Annotated in this window: 23 protein-coding genes; all 23 read right to left on the reverse strand. The window is 50.8% G+C overall.

Going from position 1 to position 14194, the window contains the following annotated elements; translation table 11 throughout:
* Nucleotides 1-4 precede the first annotated feature (4 nt).
* Nucleotides 5-544, reverse strand: coding sequence for a 50S ribosomal protein L5 (gene rplE, locus EPIR_RS16170; protein ID WP_004160580.1), 540 nt, complete (start codon nucleotides 542-544; stop codon nucleotides 5-7).
* Nucleotides 545-558: 14 nt separating this feature from the next.
* Nucleotides 559-873, reverse strand: a complete 315-nt coding sequence (rplX, locus tag EPIR_RS16175) for a 50S ribosomal protein L24 (RefSeq protein WP_004160582.1) — start codon at nucleotides 871-873, stop codon at nucleotides 559-561.
* 10 nt (nucleotides 874-883) lie between these two features.
* Nucleotides 884-1255 (reverse strand): 50S ribosomal protein L14, encoded by a 372-nt coding sequence (rplN, locus tag EPIR_RS16180; protein ID WP_004160583.1) that lies wholly within the window; start codon nucleotides 1253-1255, stop codon nucleotides 884-886.
* A 167-nt stretch (nucleotides 1256-1422) separates the two neighbouring features.
* Nucleotides 1423-1677 carry a 30S ribosomal protein S17 gene (gene rpsQ, locus EPIR_RS16185; RefSeq protein ID WP_023656563.1) on the reverse strand — a complete coding sequence of 85 codons (255 nt, stop codon included), beginning with the start codon at nucleotides 1675-1677 and terminating at the stop codon, nucleotides 1423-1425.
* Entirely contained in the window at nucleotides 1677-1868 is a 192-nt protein-coding gene (gene rpmC, locus EPIR_RS16190) for a 50S ribosomal protein L29 (protein WP_004160585.1), read from the reverse strand. Before rpmC ends, rpsQ begins: the two co-directional genes overlap by 1 nt.
* On the reverse strand, nucleotides 1868-2278 hold the full coding sequence (rplP, locus tag EPIR_RS16195; protein ID WP_002438716.1) for a 50S ribosomal protein L16: 411 nt from the start codon (nucleotides 2276-2278) through the stop codon (nucleotides 1868-1870). Before rplP ends, rpmC begins: the two co-directional genes overlap by 1 nt.
* Before the next feature lie 12 nt (nucleotides 2279-2290).
* Nucleotides 2291-2989, reverse strand: coding sequence for a 30S ribosomal protein S3 (gene rpsC / locus EPIR_RS16200; RefSeq protein WP_002919766.1), 699 nt, complete (start codon nucleotides 2987-2989; stop codon nucleotides 2291-2293).
* A 17-nt stretch (nucleotides 2990-3006) separates the two neighbouring features.
* Nucleotides 3007-3339, reverse strand: a complete 333-nt coding sequence (gene rplV, locus EPIR_RS16205; RefSeq protein WP_000447532.1) for a 50S ribosomal protein L22 — start codon at nucleotides 3337-3339, stop codon at nucleotides 3007-3009.
* Between the two features lie 14 nt (nucleotides 3340-3353).
* On the reverse strand, nucleotides 3354-3632 hold the full coding sequence (rpsS, locus tag EPIR_RS16210; RefSeq protein ID WP_004160590.1) for a 30S ribosomal protein S19: 279 nt from the start codon (nucleotides 3630-3632) through the stop codon (nucleotides 3354-3356).
* A gap of 16 nt (nucleotides 3633-3648) precedes the next feature.
* A complete protein-coding gene (rplB, locus tag EPIR_RS16215; protein ID WP_012442842.1) occupies nucleotides 3649-4470 on the reverse strand; it encodes a 50S ribosomal protein L2 in 822 nt (273 codons plus the stop codon).
* A 17-nt stretch (nucleotides 4471-4487) separates the two neighbouring features.
* Nucleotides 4488-4790: a 50S ribosomal protein L23 gene (gene rplW / locus EPIR_RS16220; protein ID WP_004160593.1), complete on the reverse strand. Its 303-nt coding sequence runs from the start codon at nucleotides 4788-4790 to the stop codon at nucleotides 4488-4490.
* A complete protein-coding gene (gene rplD / locus EPIR_RS16225; protein WP_023656564.1) occupies nucleotides 4787-5392 on the reverse strand; it encodes a 50S ribosomal protein L4 in 606 nt (201 codons plus the stop codon). Before rplD ends, rplW begins: the two co-directional genes overlap by 4 nt.
* Before the next feature lie 10 nt (nucleotides 5393-5402).
* The gene (rplC, locus tag EPIR_RS16230) at nucleotides 5403-6032 is read right to left on the reverse strand and encodes a 50S ribosomal protein L3 (RefSeq protein WP_004160595.1); all 630 of its coding nucleotides are present in this window, start codon (nucleotides 6030-6032) and stop codon (nucleotides 5403-5405) included.
* A gap of 32 nt (nucleotides 6033-6064) precedes the next feature.
* The gene (gene rpsJ, locus EPIR_RS16235; RefSeq protein ID WP_001181005.1) at nucleotides 6065-6376 is read right to left on the reverse strand and encodes a 30S ribosomal protein S10; all 312 of its coding nucleotides are present in this window, start codon (nucleotides 6374-6376) and stop codon (nucleotides 6065-6067) included.
* 332 nt (nucleotides 6377-6708) lie between these two features.
* Nucleotides 6709-7893 (reverse strand): elongation factor Tu, encoded by a 1185-nt coding sequence (gene tuf, locus EPIR_RS16240; RefSeq protein ID WP_023656565.1) that lies wholly within the window; start codon nucleotides 7891-7893, stop codon nucleotides 6709-6711.
* Between the two features lie 72 nt (nucleotides 7894-7965).
* On the reverse strand, nucleotides 7966-10074 hold the full coding sequence (gene fusA, locus EPIR_RS16245; protein ID WP_023656566.1) for an elongation factor G: 2109 nt from the start codon (nucleotides 10072-10074) through the stop codon (nucleotides 7966-7968).
* 94 nt (nucleotides 10075-10168) lie between these two features.
* A complete protein-coding gene (gene rpsG, locus EPIR_RS16250) occupies nucleotides 10169-10639 on the reverse strand; it encodes a 30S ribosomal protein S7 (protein ID WP_004160604.1) in 471 nt (156 codons plus the stop codon).
* A gap of 96 nt (nucleotides 10640-10735) precedes the next feature.
* Nucleotides 10736-11110 carry a 30S ribosomal protein S12 gene (gene rpsL / locus EPIR_RS16255; protein ID WP_003852912.1) on the reverse strand — a complete coding sequence of 125 codons (375 nt, stop codon included), beginning with the start codon at nucleotides 11108-11110 and terminating at the stop codon, nucleotides 10736-10738.
* Nucleotides 11111-11236: 126 nt separating this feature from the next.
* Nucleotides 11237-11524 carry a sulfurtransferase complex subunit TusB gene (tusB, locus tag EPIR_RS16260; protein WP_023656567.1) on the reverse strand — a complete coding sequence of 96 codons (288 nt, stop codon included), beginning with the start codon at nucleotides 11522-11524 and terminating at the stop codon, nucleotides 11237-11239.
* Nucleotides 11525-11531: 7 nt separating this feature from the next.
* The gene (gene tusC, locus EPIR_RS16265; protein WP_023656568.1) at nucleotides 11532-11891 is read right to left on the reverse strand and encodes a sulfurtransferase complex subunit TusC; all 360 of its coding nucleotides are present in this window, start codon (nucleotides 11889-11891) and stop codon (nucleotides 11532-11534) included.
* Complete coding sequence (gene tusD / locus EPIR_RS16270) at nucleotides 11891-12277, reverse strand: sulfurtransferase complex subunit TusD (RefSeq protein ID WP_023656569.1); 387 nt, start codon at nucleotides 12275-12277, stop codon at nucleotides 11891-11893. Before tusD ends, tusC begins: the two co-directional genes overlap by 1 nt.
* Nucleotides 12277-12999, reverse strand: coding sequence for a helix-turn-helix transcriptional regulator (locus EPIR_RS16275; RefSeq protein ID WP_023656570.1), 723 nt, complete (start codon nucleotides 12997-12999; stop codon nucleotides 12277-12279). The genes tusD and EPIR_RS16275 overlap by 1 nt, the downstream gene beginning before the upstream one ends.
* Nucleotides 13000-13201: 202 nt before the next feature.
* Nucleotides 13202-14035, reverse strand: coding sequence for an FKBP-type peptidyl-prolyl cis-trans isomerase (gene fkpA / locus EPIR_RS16280; protein ID WP_023656571.1), 834 nt, complete (start codon nucleotides 14033-14035; stop codon nucleotides 13202-13204).
* Between the last annotated feature and the right edge of the window lie 159 nt (nucleotides 14036-14194).

Raw genomic sequence — 14194 nt, forward strand, 5'->3', positions numbered from 1 at the left:
TGCCTTACTTGCGGAACGGGAAGTTAAAAGCAGCCAACAGTGCGCGGCCTTCATCATCAGATTTCGCAGTAGTGGTGATGGTAATATCCATACCACGAACGCGGTCGACTTTGTCATAGTCGATTTCTGGGAAGATGATCTGCTCACGAACGCCCATGCTGTAGTTACCACGGCCATCGAATGACTTAGCGGACAAGCCACGGAAGTCACGGATACGTGGAACAGCAATAGAAATCAGACGCTCAAAGAACTCCCACATGCGTTCGCCACGCAGAGTTACTTTACAGCCGATCGGATAGCCCTGACGGATTTTGAAGCCTGCAACTGACTTGCGTGCTTTGGTGATAAACGGCTTTTGACCGGAGATTGCTGCCAGATCGGCTGCTGCATTATCCAGCAGTTTCTTGTCAGCGATCGCTTCACCCACACCCATATTCAGGGTGATCTTCTCGACCCGAGGGACTTGCATGACAGAATTGTAGCTAAACTCAGTCATGAGTTTCTTAACTACTTCGTCTTTGTAGTAATCATGCAGTTTCGCCATCGTACTACTCCAAATTACTTGATAGTTTCGCTGTTAGACTTGAAGAAACGGACTTTTTTGCCGTCTTCGAATCTAAAGCCTACACGGTCAGCCTTACCGGTTGCCGAGTTGAAGAGCGCAACGTTAGAAACCTGAATAGCAGCTTCTTTTTCAACGATGCCACCTGGTTGGTTCAGGGCCGGAACCGGCTTCTGATGTTTTTTAACCAGGTTGATACCTTCAACAATGACCTTGCCAGAAGACAGGACATTTTTTACTTTACCGCGCTTACCTTTATCTTTGCCGGTCAGCACGATAACTTCGTCATCGCGACGGATTTTAGCTGCCATTTTTCGCTCCTTAGAGTACTTCTGGTGCCAGAGAGATAATTTTCATGAACTTTTCAGTACGAAGTTCACGAGTTACCGGCCCAAAAATACGCGTTCCGATAGGCTGCTCACTGTTATTGTTTAAAATAACGCATGCATTACCATCGAAGCGAATGACAGAACCGTCCGGGCGACGAACACCCTTCCTGGTGCGCACCACTACCGCTTTCAGCACATCACCCTTCTTAACCTTACCGCGAGGAATTGCTTCCTTGATGGTAATTTTGATGATGTCGCCTACGCCTGCGTAGCGACGGTGCGAGCCACCCAGAACCTTGATACACATTACGCGACGTGCACCGGAGTTGTCGGCGACGTTCAGCATAGTCTGTTCTTGGATCATTTTAGTGCTCCGCTAATGTCAACTACTACTTCGGGACCTGATTCAGGTCGTTTAATAGCCCCATATATTGAGGGCGCAGCATTATAACACTGCTTCTCGCATATGGGTAGAAAAAATAAACGGCTCAGACGAGCCGTTTATTTTATTTTTTAGAGAGGCGAATTCTATTACAGAATCGCTTTCTCTACAACGCGAACCAACGTCCATGACTTAGTCTTGGACAGTGGACGGCATTCGCGGATGATCACCACGTCGCCGATACCACATTCGTTGTTCTCGTCGTGTACGTGCAGTTTGGTCGTACGCTTGATGAATTTCCCGTAGATTGGGTGCTTCACGAAGCGTTCGATAGCAACAACCATGGATTTCTCCATTTTGTCACTAGTCACACGACCTTGCAGAGTACGGATTTTATCGGTCATTACGCACCCGCCTTCTCAGTCAGTAAAGTCTTAACGCGTGCAACATCACGACGCACCTGCTTCAACACATGAGTCTGTTGAAGCTGGCCGGATGCTGCCTGCATGCGCAGGTTGAACTGCTCACGCAGCAGGTTAAGTAGCTCAGTGTTCAGCTCTTCAACGCTTTTTTCACGCAGCTCTGTTGCTTTCATTACATCACCGTCTTAGTTACAAAGGTGGTTTTGATAGGCAGTTTTGCTGCTGCCAGCTTGAATGCTTCACGGGCCAGCTCTTCCGGAACACCGTCCATTTCATACAGGACTTTACCTGGCTGGATCAAGGCAACCCAATACTCCACGTTACCTTTACCTTTACCCATACGCACTTCCAGCGGCTTCTCGGTAATTGGTTTGTCCGGGAATACACGGATCCAAATTTTACCTTGACGCTTAACTGCACGGGTCATAGCACGACGTGCTGCTTCGATCTGACGTGCAGTCAGACGACCACGGCCAACAGCTTTCAGACCGAAAGTACCGAAGCTAACATCCGTACCCTGCGCCAGACCACGGTTGCGGCCTTTATGCACTTTACGGAATTTTGTACGCTTTGGTTGTAACATCAGCGACTCTCCTTACTTACGGCCTTTACGCTGCTGCTTTTTAGGTTGAGCAGCCGGTTCCGGTTGTTCAACAGCAGCCATACCACCCAGGATCTCACCTTTGAAGATCCATACCTTAACGCCGATTACACCATAAGTGGTGTGCGCTTCAGAGGTGTTGTAGTCAATGTCAGCACGCAGGGTGTGCAACGGCACGCGGCCTTCACGGTACCATTCGGTACGCGCGATTTCTGCACCGCCCAGACGGCCACTGACTTCAACTTTGATCCCTTTAGCGCCCAGACGCATTGCGTTCTGTACCGCACGCTTCATAGCACGACGGAACATCACACGACGCTCCAGCTGTGAAGTGATGCTGTCAGCAACCAATTTAGCGTCCAGTTCCGGTTTACGGACTTCGGCGATATTGATCTGTGCAGGAACGCCAGCGATATCCGCTACGACCTTGCGCAGTTTTTCTACATCTTCACCTTTCTTACCGATAACGATGCCGGGACGAGCGGTGTGAATAGTCACACGGATGCTCTTAGCCGGACGCTCGATAACGATACGAGAGACGGATGCTTTAGCCAGTTCTTTAGTCAGGAACTGACGAACTTTAAAGTCGCTGTCCAGGTTGTCAGCGAATTCTTTGGTATTGGCGAACCAGGTAGAGTTCCAGGGTTTAACAATACCCAGGCGAATACCATTAGGATGTACTTTCTGACCCATTGCTAGTCTCCAGAGTCTCAGCGATCGGACACAACCACAGTAATGTGGCTGGTGCGCTTCAGGATGCGATCTGCACGACCTTTTGCACGCGGCATAATGCGCTTCATGCTTGGGCCTTCGTCTACGAAGATTTTCGTGACTTTCAGATCATCAATGTCAGCGCCATCGTTGTGTTCGGCGTTAGCAATGGCAGATTCCAGAACTTTCTTGACCAGTACAGCCGCTTTCTTATTGGTGTAGGTCAAAATGTCCAGAGCCTGCGACACTTTCTTACCGCGTACAAGATCCGCTACCAAGCGAACCTTCTGTGCAGAAGAACGAGCGTGGCGATGTTTAGCGATAGTTTCCATCTCTTCCTCCTGCCTTAGCGTTTCTTGGCTTTTTTATCAGCCGCGTGGCCGCGATAAGTACGAGTCGGAGCAAATTCACCCAGTTTGTGACCGACCATTTCGTCGGAAACAAAGACAGGAACGTGCTGACGACCATTATGGACAGCGATGGTCAAACCGATCATGTTAGGGAAGATCGTTGAACGACGGGACCAGGTGCGCAGTGGCTTCTTGTCTCCGCTTTCCAAAGCTTTCTCTACCTTCTTCAGCAAGTGCAGGTCAATAAAAGGACCTTTCTTGAGAGAACGTGGCATGGCTTATCCTCTAAAATTATTTGCTACGGCGACGTACGATAAATTTATCAGTACGCTTGTTGCTACGGGTCTTCTTACCTTTGGTCTGGAGGCCCCACGGGGATACCGGGTGCTTACCAAAGTTACGACCTTCACCACCACCGTGCGGGTGATCGACTGGGTTCATCGCAGTACCGCGAACGGTAGGACGAACACCACGCCAACGAGCGGCACCGGCTTTACCCAGAACGCGCAGCATATGCTCAGCGTTACCGACTTCGCCCAGGGTTGCGCGGCAGTCAGATTCGACTTTACGCATTTCACCTGAACGCAGACGCAGGGTGACGTAAGAACCTTCACGCGCAACGATCTGCACGTAAGTACCGGCTGAGCGAGCAATCTGGCCGCCTTTACCTGGTTTCATCTCTACGTTATGCACGGTAGAACCGACTGGGATGTTACGCATCGGCAGGGTGTTACCCGCTTTAATCGCAGCATCAACGCCAGACTGAATCTGGTCGCCAGCTTTCAGGCCTTTAGGGGCCAAGATGTAACGGCGTTCACCGTCTTTGTACAGAACCAGTGCGATGTTCGCAGAGCGGTTCGGATCGTACTCAAGACGTTCAACGGTCGCTGGGATACCATCTTTGTTGCGTTTGAAGTCAACAATACGGTAAGCCTGCTTGTGACCACCACCGATATGACGGGTAGTGATACGACCATTGTTGTTACGGCCGCCAGATTTGCTGTTTTTTTCTACCAGCGGGGCAAATGGTTTGCCCTTGTGCAGCTCTAGGTTAACCACTTTAACTACGTGGCGACGACCCGGAGATGTCGGTTTACATTTTACAATTGCCATTGTTCTTCTCCTCCGACTTACTCAGCGCCGCCTGCGAAGTCCAGATTCTGGCCTTCCTTCAGGGTGACGTAAGCTTTTTTCCAGTCGCTACGACGACCAATACGCTGTCCCTGACGCTTAGACTTGCCTTTAACCAGCAAAGTGTTCACGACTTCGACTTCAACTTCGAAAAGTTTCTGTACAGCGGCTTTGATTTCTGCTTTGGTCGCGTCTTTCGCAACTTTGAGAACGATGGTGTTGGTTTTTTCCATCGCAGCAGATGCTTTTTCAGATACGTGCGGCGCGCGCAGTACTTTCAGCAGACGTTCTTCACGGATCATGCCAGCATCTCCTCAACTTGCTTAACTGCGTCAGCAGTCATAACGACTTTGTCGAAGGCGATCAGGCTAACTGGATCGATACCCGCTGCATCACGTACGTCAACCTTGTACAGGTTGCGTGCGGCCAGGAACAGGTTCTCTTCCAGTTCGCCGGTGATGATCAGCACGTCTTCCAGAGCCATGTCTTTCAGTTTCTCTACCAGCAGCTTAGTTTTAGGTGCTTCCAGAGAGAACTGCTCGACAACGATCAGACGATCTTGACGTACCAGTTCGGACAGAATGCTTTTCAGCGCGCCGCGGTACATCTTTTTGTTAACTTTTTGACTGTGATCCTGTGGCTTCGCAGCGAAGGTTACACCACCTGAACGCCAGATTGGGCTCTTTACAGAACCTGCACGCGCACGGCCGGTACCTTTCTGGCGCCAAGGCTTTTTGCCTGAACCAGTAACTTCAGCACGAGTCTTCTGAGCACGAGTACCCTGACGGGCACCTGCTGCATAAGCAACAACAACCTGGTGTACCAGCGCTTCGTTGAAATCACGACCGAAGGTAGTTTCGGAAACAGTCAGCGCGCTTTGCGCGTCTTTCAATACTAATTCCATTGCTATCCCCTTACGCCTTAACAGCTGGTTTAACGATAAGGTCGCTACCGGTAGCACCGGGAACTGCACCTTTAACCAGCAGCAGGTTGCGCTCAGCGTCAACGCGTACCACGTCCAGGCTCTGAACGGTTACACGTTCGTTACCCAGCTGGCCTGCCATTTTCTTGCCTTTGAACACTTTGCCCGGAGTCTGGTTCTGACCGATAGAACCCGGAACGCGGTGAGACAAGGAGTTACCGTGAGTTGCATCCTGAGTACGGAAGTTCCAGCGCTTAACAGTACCGGCAAAACCTTTACCTTTAGATGTTCCAGTCACGTCAACTTTTTTCACGTCAGCGAAAATGTCAACATTAATGCTCTGACCTACGGTGAACTCTGCGCCTTCAGCAGTGCGGAATTCCCACAGACCACGGCCAGCTTCAACGCCAGCTTTAGCAAAATGACCTGCTGCAGGCTTAGTTACACGGTTTGCTTTTTTAGCACCGGTAGTTACCTGGATAGCAGTGTAACCGTCGTTTTCCAGGCCTTTGACCTGAGTAACGCGGTTTGCTTCAATTTCGATCACGGTTACAGGGATAGAAACGCCATCTTCTGTGAAGATACGGGTCATACCCACTTTTTTACCGACTAAACCAATCATTGTTTCAACCTCTCAATCGCTCAATGACCTGATTAACCCAGGCTGATCTGCACGTCTACACCGGCAGCCAGATCCAGACGCATCAGAGCATCAACCGTTTTTTCAGTTGGCTCAACGATGTCAACCAGACGCTTGTGAGTGCGAATTTCATACTGATCGCGCGCATCTTTATTGACGTGCGGGGAGATCAGAACAGTAAAGCGCTCTTTGCGGGTCGGCAGCGGGATAGGACCACGTACCTGCGCACCAGTGCGCTTGGCAGTCTCTACGATTTCCGCAGTTGATTGATCGATCAGACGATGATCAAACGCTTTAAGACGGATACGGATTCTTTGGTTCTGCATGAGACCAGAGCTCCAATTATTTATAAACGAAAAGAATTACTACTCGCATCCATTACGATTGATGGAGGAGTGTAATCGTTGAGCACATAACCCGCATATCGCGAGTATTGTTGACGAGCACTTTCGTACTGGTCTGCAACTCATATCGAGTTGCGCCATACCATATTGGCAGGCCCGCGTATTATACGTACATTTAGAGGTAAAGCAACAGCAATATTGCTCTTATGAAAATGACGCGAAACGGATTTAGTACAGGCAAAAAAAAAGAGCGCCGAGGCGCTCTTTTCTATTTGCTCTGACAGGGGTAAACCTTGTCAGACAGATATCAGCAATTAAGCGATAACTTTAGCAACAACACCCGCACCAACGGTACGGCCACCTTCACGGATGGCGAAACGCAGACCGTCGTCCATCGCGATTGGGTGGATCAGGGTAACAACCATCTGAATGTTGTCGCCTGGCATTACCATCTCAACGCCTTCTGGCAGTTCGATAGTACCGGTCACGTCAGTTGTACGGAAGTAGAACTGTGGACGGTAGCCTTTGAAGAACGGAGTATGACGGCCGCCTTCGTCTTTAGACAGAATATAAACTTCTGACTCGAACTTGGTGTGTGGCTTGATGGTGCCTGGCTTAGCCAGAACCTGTCCACGCTGGATATCTTCGCGCTTGATACCGCGCAGCAGGATACCACAGTTCTCACCCGCACGGCCTTCGTCCAGCAGCTTACGGAACATTTCAACGCCGGTACAGGTTGATTTCACGGTATCTTTGATACCAACGATTTCAACTTCTTCACCAACTTTAACGATACCGCGCTCTACACGACCGGTAACAACAGTACCACGGCCGGAGATGGAGAATACGTCTTCGATTGGCAGCAGGAACGGCTTGTCAATCGCGCGCTCTGGCTCTGGGATGTAGTTATCCAGGTGACCAGCCAGTTCGACGATCTTAGCTTCCCACTCTGCTTCACCTTCCAGCGCTTTCAGCGCAGAACCGTGAACGATTGGGGTGTCGTCGCCAGGGAAGTCGTACTGTGACAGCAGGTCACGTACTTCCATCTCAACCAGCTCCAGCAGCTCTTCATCATCAACCATGTCACACTTGTTCAGGAACACGATGATGAATGGAACGCCAACCTGACGACCCAGCAGGATGTGCTCACGGGTCTGAGGCATTGGGCCGTCAGTCGCAGCAACAACCAGGATCGCGCCGTCCATCTGCGCAGCACCGGTGATCATGTTTTTCACATAGTCGGCGTGGCCTGGGCAGTCAACGTGCGCATAGTGGCGAGACGGGGTGTCATACTCAACGTGAGAAGTGTTGATGGTGATACCACGTGCTTTTTCTTCTGGTGCGTTATCGATCTGGTCGAATGCACGAGCAGAGCCGCCGAAGGTTTTAGCCAGAACGGTGGTGATAGCAGCAGTCAGGGTAGTTTTACCGTGGTCAACATGGCCGATAGTACCTACGTTGACGTGCGGTTTGGAACGTTCAAATTTCTCTTTAGCCACGGCGATATTCCTTACTTTCTGTGCTCACCCTGTGGGAGGTGAGCACGGGATCAATGGTGTAAACCCGAGAACTTATTTGCCACGGGCTTCGATAACGGCCTGAGCGACGTTGTTCGGCGCTTCAGCGTACTTCAGGAACTCCATAGAGTATGAAGCGCGGCCCTGAGTCTGTGAACGCAGGTCAGTTGCATAACCAAACATTTCAGACAGTGGTACCTGAGCACGAACGGTCTTACCGGTAGAAGTATCTTCCATACCTTCGATCATGCCGCGACGACGGTTAAGGTCACCGATTACGTCACCCATGTAGTCTTCTGGCGTTTCGACTTCAACCTTCATCACCGGCTCAAGGAGCACAGGTTTTGCTTTACCGAACGCAGATTTAAAGGCCAGAGAAGCAGCCAGTTTAAACGCCAGCTCGGAGGAGTCAACATCATGGTATGAACCGTAATGCAGACGAACCTTGATATCAACAACAGGGTAGCCAGCCAGAGGACCGGACTTCAGCTGCTCCTGAATACCTTTATCAACGGCTGGGATGAATTCTTTAGGAATCGAACCACCCACGATGTCGTTGACGAACTCGTAACCAGGACCGCCAGCTTCCAGAGGCCCCATATCGATCACAACGTGACCGAACTGACCACGACCACCAGACTGCTTAGCATGCTTACCTTCAACATCCTTGATAGTCTCACGGATGGTTTCACGGTAGGCTACCTGAGGCTTACCAACGTTGGCTTCAACGTTGAACTCACGCTTCATACGGTCAACCAGGATGTCCAGGTGAAGCTCACCCATACCTGCGATGATAGTCTGACCAGATTCTTCGTCAGTCCATACGCGGAATGATGGATCTTCTTTCGCCAGACGGCCCAGAGCCAGACCCATTTTTTCCTGGTCAGCTTTGGTTTTTGGTTCAACCGCAACGGAGATAACCGGCTCAGGGAACTCCATGCGCTCCAGAATGATCACGTTGTTCGGGTCACACAGGGTGTCACCGGTAGTCACGTCTTTCAGACCGATAGCAGCAGCGATGTCGCCTGCGCGAACTTCTTTGATCTCTTCACGTTTGTTAGCATGCATCTGTACGATACGGCCCAGACGCTCACGCTGAGATTTAACCGGGTTCATCACGGTGTCACCGGAGTTAACCACACCAGAGTACACGCGGAAGAAGGTCAGGTTACCTACAAACGGGTCGGTAGCAATTTTGAACGCCAGCGCAGCAAACGGCTCTTTGTCGTCAGAGTGACGCACGGCCGGAGTGTCTTTACCATCGTCCAGGATACCGTTAATCGCGGTAACGTCAGTTGGTGCTGGCAGGTATTCAATGACCGCATCCAGCATCGCCTGCACACCTTTGTTCTTAAAGGCAGAACCACAGGTTACCAGGATAACTTCGTTGTTCAGAACGCGCTGACGCAGAGCAGTTTTGATCTCTTCTTCAGTCAGTTCTTCACCGCCCAGGTATTTCTCCATCAGCTCTTCAGAAGCTTCAGCTGCGGATTCAACCAAGTTCTGGTGCCATTCTTCAGCCAGTTCCTGCATATCAGCTGGGATCTCTTCGTATTCGAAGGTCACACCTGCATCAGCTTCATTCCAGTTGATGGCTTTCATTTTCACCAGGTCAACAACACCGGTGAATTTTTCTTCCGCGCCGATTGCCAACTGAATGGGTACCGGATTAGCCGCCAGGCGAGATTTAATCTGGCTGACAACTTTCAGGAAGTTAGCACCCATACGGTCCATTTTGTTAACGAACGCGATACGAGGGACTTTGTATTTGTTAGCCTGACGCCATACGGTTTCAGACTGTGGCTGCACGCCACCAACAGCACAGTAAACCATCACTGCGCCATCGAGTACACGCATGGAGCGCTCTACTTCGATGGTGAAGTCAACGTGTCCTGGGGTGTCGATGATGTTGACGCGGTGCGGCTCGAACTGCTTAGCCATACCAGACCAGAAAGCGGTAGTAGCAGCAGAGGTAATGGTAATACCACGCTCCTGCTCCTGCGCCATCCAGTCCATGGTTGCTGCGCCATCATGAACTTCACCGATTTTGTGGTTTACACCGGTGTAGAACAGAATACGTTCGGTAGTGGTCGTCTTACCGGCGTCGATGTGTGCGCTGATACCAATGTTACGGTAGCGCGTTATGGGTGTTGTACGAGCCATTTGATTCCTCTGATTCTCGGACGTTCTAAGGCAGTCAAATCCCAGCGGGTTGGCTACTTGAACGCCCGCTGGGTTAATAACAACTACAGAGCTGTTACCAGCGGTAGTGAGCGAACGCCTTGTTGGCTTCGGCCATACGGTGAACGTCTTCACGTTTCTTCACTGCAGTGCCTTTGTTTTCTGCAGCATCAGAAAGTTCGTTCGCCAGGCGCAGAGCCATAGATTTATCACCGCGTTTACGAGCAGCTTCAACGATCCAACGCATTGCCAAGGCATTACGACGAACCGGACGGACTTCAACTGGTACCTGATAAGTAGAACCACCAACGCGACGGGATTTAACTTCCACGGTTGGGCGGACATTGTCCAGGGCTACTTCAAATGCTTCCAGCTCGTTTTTACCAGAACGCTGAGCCAGGGTCTCCAGCGCGTTATAAACGATAGTTTCAGCAGTAGATTTTTTACCATCTACCATCAGGATGTTTACGAATTTGGCCAGCAGCTCTGATCCGAACTTAGGATCTGGCAGAATTTTACGCTGACCAATGACGCGACGACGTGGCATAGGAATACTCCGTTGTTAATTCAGGATTGTCCAAAACTCTATGAGTTTATTATGACATTTAAGTTAAAACGTTTGGCCTTACTTAACGGAGAACCATTAAGCCTTTGGCTTCTTCACGCCGTACTTGGAGCGAGCCTGCTTACGGTCTTTAACACCTGAGCAGTCCAGCGCGCCACGAACGGTGTGGTAACGCACACCTGGCAAGTCTTTTACACGACCGCCACGGATCAGGATCACGGAGTGTTCCTGCAGGTTGTGACCTTCACCACCGATGTAGGAGGTGACTTCAAAACCGTTGGTTAAACGAACACGACATACTTTACGCAGTGCGGAGTTCGGTTTTTTAGGGGTAGTAGTGTATACACGAGTACATACACCACGTTTCTGCGGGCAGGCTTCCAGCGCAGGCACGTTGCTCTTTGCAACTTTGCGTACGCGTGGTTTGCGAACCAGCTGGTTAACTGTTGCCATTAAATAGCTCCTGGGATTTAGCTTTTGCTTCGTAAACACGTAATAAATCGCCTCGTAGAATCACGAGGCCGCAGAATTTTAGGGCTGAGCTGAAAAAGAGTCAAGAAATAACCAGGATTACCGTCGTTACCAGGCCATTTGTTGTGGATTTCGCACCGCCAGCTGAACAAAGTCAGTATAGCCTACCACCGTTACTCTGGATGAAATTTGAGCAAGAAGTCCACGCGCCTCGAGATCTTCCTTCAGCACATACAGATTAATGGGGGCTTTCAGCAGCGCTTCAAGGGCTGCACTCCCTTCCAGTGCGGCAATGACGCCATCCTGTAATAGCAAAACGTCATCCCCGGTCACCAGCAGCCGCAGTATGGCGGAGAGATCGCAGCGAAATGGTGATGTCATCAAGGTATGTAGCATGCTTTCCTCAAAAGGTAATCACCCGGTCATAGTCATTCAACTTTACGCGCAGCGCCTGCGCAGACAGCACTTCGGCTGCCAATACGCGCAGTGCCTCGGCGGCCACACCCCGCTCGGCAAGCGATGCTGCGCAGATATAACAGCGCTCAACGTCATACAGAGGCAAAACGCCGAAGGTGGCGATGTAGTTGCGCGCGAGGACACGCTGCGGTTGTTGGCCGCTGGTTAATTGCAGCACGCCGTCACTGACAAAAAACAGGGCGATCTCATCGCTCAGTGCCGAGGTTGCCAGCACGGCATCCAGACCTTCACGTCCGGCGCTGGAGCCATGTGGTCCCTGAGTAAAAACAAACGCGACAGATGTCATCAGAATTGTACCAATCGGTCGCAGCTAAGCGCGGCTTCAGCCAGCGCACCCAGCCCGGTTAGCTGAAAACCCTCAGCGAGGTTGGCCGCCGCCAGACCAAGATTGGCCGCCTCCTGCTTATCGACCACGCCGCGACGCAATGCCGCAGCCACGCAGACATTGAGTGCCACGGCATGCTGTTGATGCAGTTGCTGCCAGTTGCGGGTCAGGTCGACCTCATCATTGGCGGGAGCATTAAGCTCACTGGCGTTGAGTACGCCTTCACGATAAAAGAAAACGCTCTCCAGAGTATGCCCCTGCGCCACCAGCTCACTGGCAAACAACCAGGCGCTGCTGGCATGCTGCGTACCAAAGGTAGGGCCAGTCACCATCAGGCAAAAACGCATTATTTATCCTGCCCGTGGAAATCATCATTCTTAAACTGGCGGATATAGAGATACACCGTGTGTTTAGAAATATTGAGTCGTTCAGCAACCTGATTGATCGCATCTTTGATATCAAAAATGCCTCTCTCGTACAGATTAAGAACAATTTGCCGGTTCTTGGCATTGTTGGAAACGTTACGATCCGCGCTCACTTCTTCAATCGTAAATTCCATCGCTTGCATCACCAGATCTTCTACCGAGGAAGCGAAGTTGACCGCAGAAGCGACCTCCTGAGTTTCCGGTGGCATAAAAGTGGCCATGATCTGAGAAAACGGCACGTCAAGGTTCATATTGATACACAGCAGGCCAATCACCCGACGATCGCGATTGCGAATAGCGATCGTCACAGACTTCATCAGCACGCCGCTTTTCGCACGGGTGAAGTAGGTTTTCGACACGTTACTGTCCGCACCGGTCATATCATGCAGCATACGCAAAGCCAGATCGGTAATCGGTGAACCGATTTTACGCCCGGTGTGCTCACCATTAGCAATACGCACCGCAGAGCACTTGAGGTCTTCCAGCGAGTGCAGGACGATTTCACAGTGCGAACCGATCAGCATGGCAAGACCATCGACAACGGCTTCGTAGGATTTAAGGATTTCAAAATCGCCGGGCATGAACGGGCGCTGTTCCAACAACTCAGACTCCGCCATCTCTCCGGAAAGAAGTGAATTAGACATGAACGACACCACCCTTTGACAAGAGCCTGTCACGGGGCGCAAGACCAGACTCGTTATTATTAAAATGTACGCAGGGCAGTTTAGCAAATAACGGAAAAGCGTGTATGACCTTTGTATGGAAATACGGCTTAACGCATAAAAGAGGAGTAATCAGAGAAACAGCGGGGAATAAAACCGCCACCCGCAGGTGGCGGTAGCGTCATTATTTCTTCGCTTTCGCGTCGCCAGTAGCGGCAGGTGCAGTCGGTTGTGCCTCGGCATCATTTTTAGCGGCTGGTTTGATATCCAGCAGCTCCACATCAAATACCAGGGTCGAGTTAACCGGAATTCCCGGCACGCCGTTTTTACCGTAAGCCAGGTTTGGAGGGATCACCAGCTTGATCTTACCCCCTTTCTTAACGTGCTTCAGGCCTTCAGTCCAGCCTGGGATAACACCATCCAGACGGAACGACAGCGGCTCGCCACGGGTATAAGAGTTATCAAACTCTTTACCGTCAATCAGGGTGCCTTTGTAGTTAACGACAACTGTGTCACTGTCTTTCGGCACATCACCCGTACCTTCCTTCTCTACCTGGTAAAGCAGGCCGGTTTCGGTTTTCTTCACGCCTTTCTCTTTGGCGAATTTAGCCGCGTAAGCATCACCTTTGCTGGTGTTTTCTGCCGCGTCTTTTTCCATCTTCGCCTGTGCAGCACCCTTCACGCGCGCTTCGAAAGATTGTAGCGTCTGCTCAACTTCCTTGTCAGACAGTTTGCTTTTGCCAGCAAACGCATCCTGAACGCCGGAGATAAGCTGAGATTTGTCCAAAGCGATGCCCAGCTTTTCCTGTTCCTTCAGGGAGTTCTCCATATAGCGCCCCAGAGATGCACCCAGCGCGTAAGCAGATTGCTGGTTATCATCTTTAAATGCGGCATTCTTCGGAGCCTGCTGCTGCGGTGCTGCTGCCGGCGCGGTAGCTTCTGCAGCCATTGCCAGCGGAGCATTCAGCGCAACGGCCATCGTGGTAGCTAACAATGTGACTTTAAACAGTGATTTCATCCATTTCTCCAAAACCGAAGCGTCTCACCCCGGAAATCGTGTGTAGACCTGCGGCCTGTAATATAAACAGTTGCAAGATAACAAAACAATCTCGCCATAAAAATGCGAAGTTAATTTCAGACCGCGAGATGTCCCGAAAGTTTCACCACCAACAATGGT

This window comes from Erwinia piriflorinigrans CFBP 5888 (assembly GCF_001050515.1).
In the GTDB taxonomy this organism is placed as follows: Bacteria; Pseudomonadota; Gammaproteobacteria; order Enterobacterales; family Enterobacteriaceae; genus Erwinia; species Erwinia piriflorinigrans.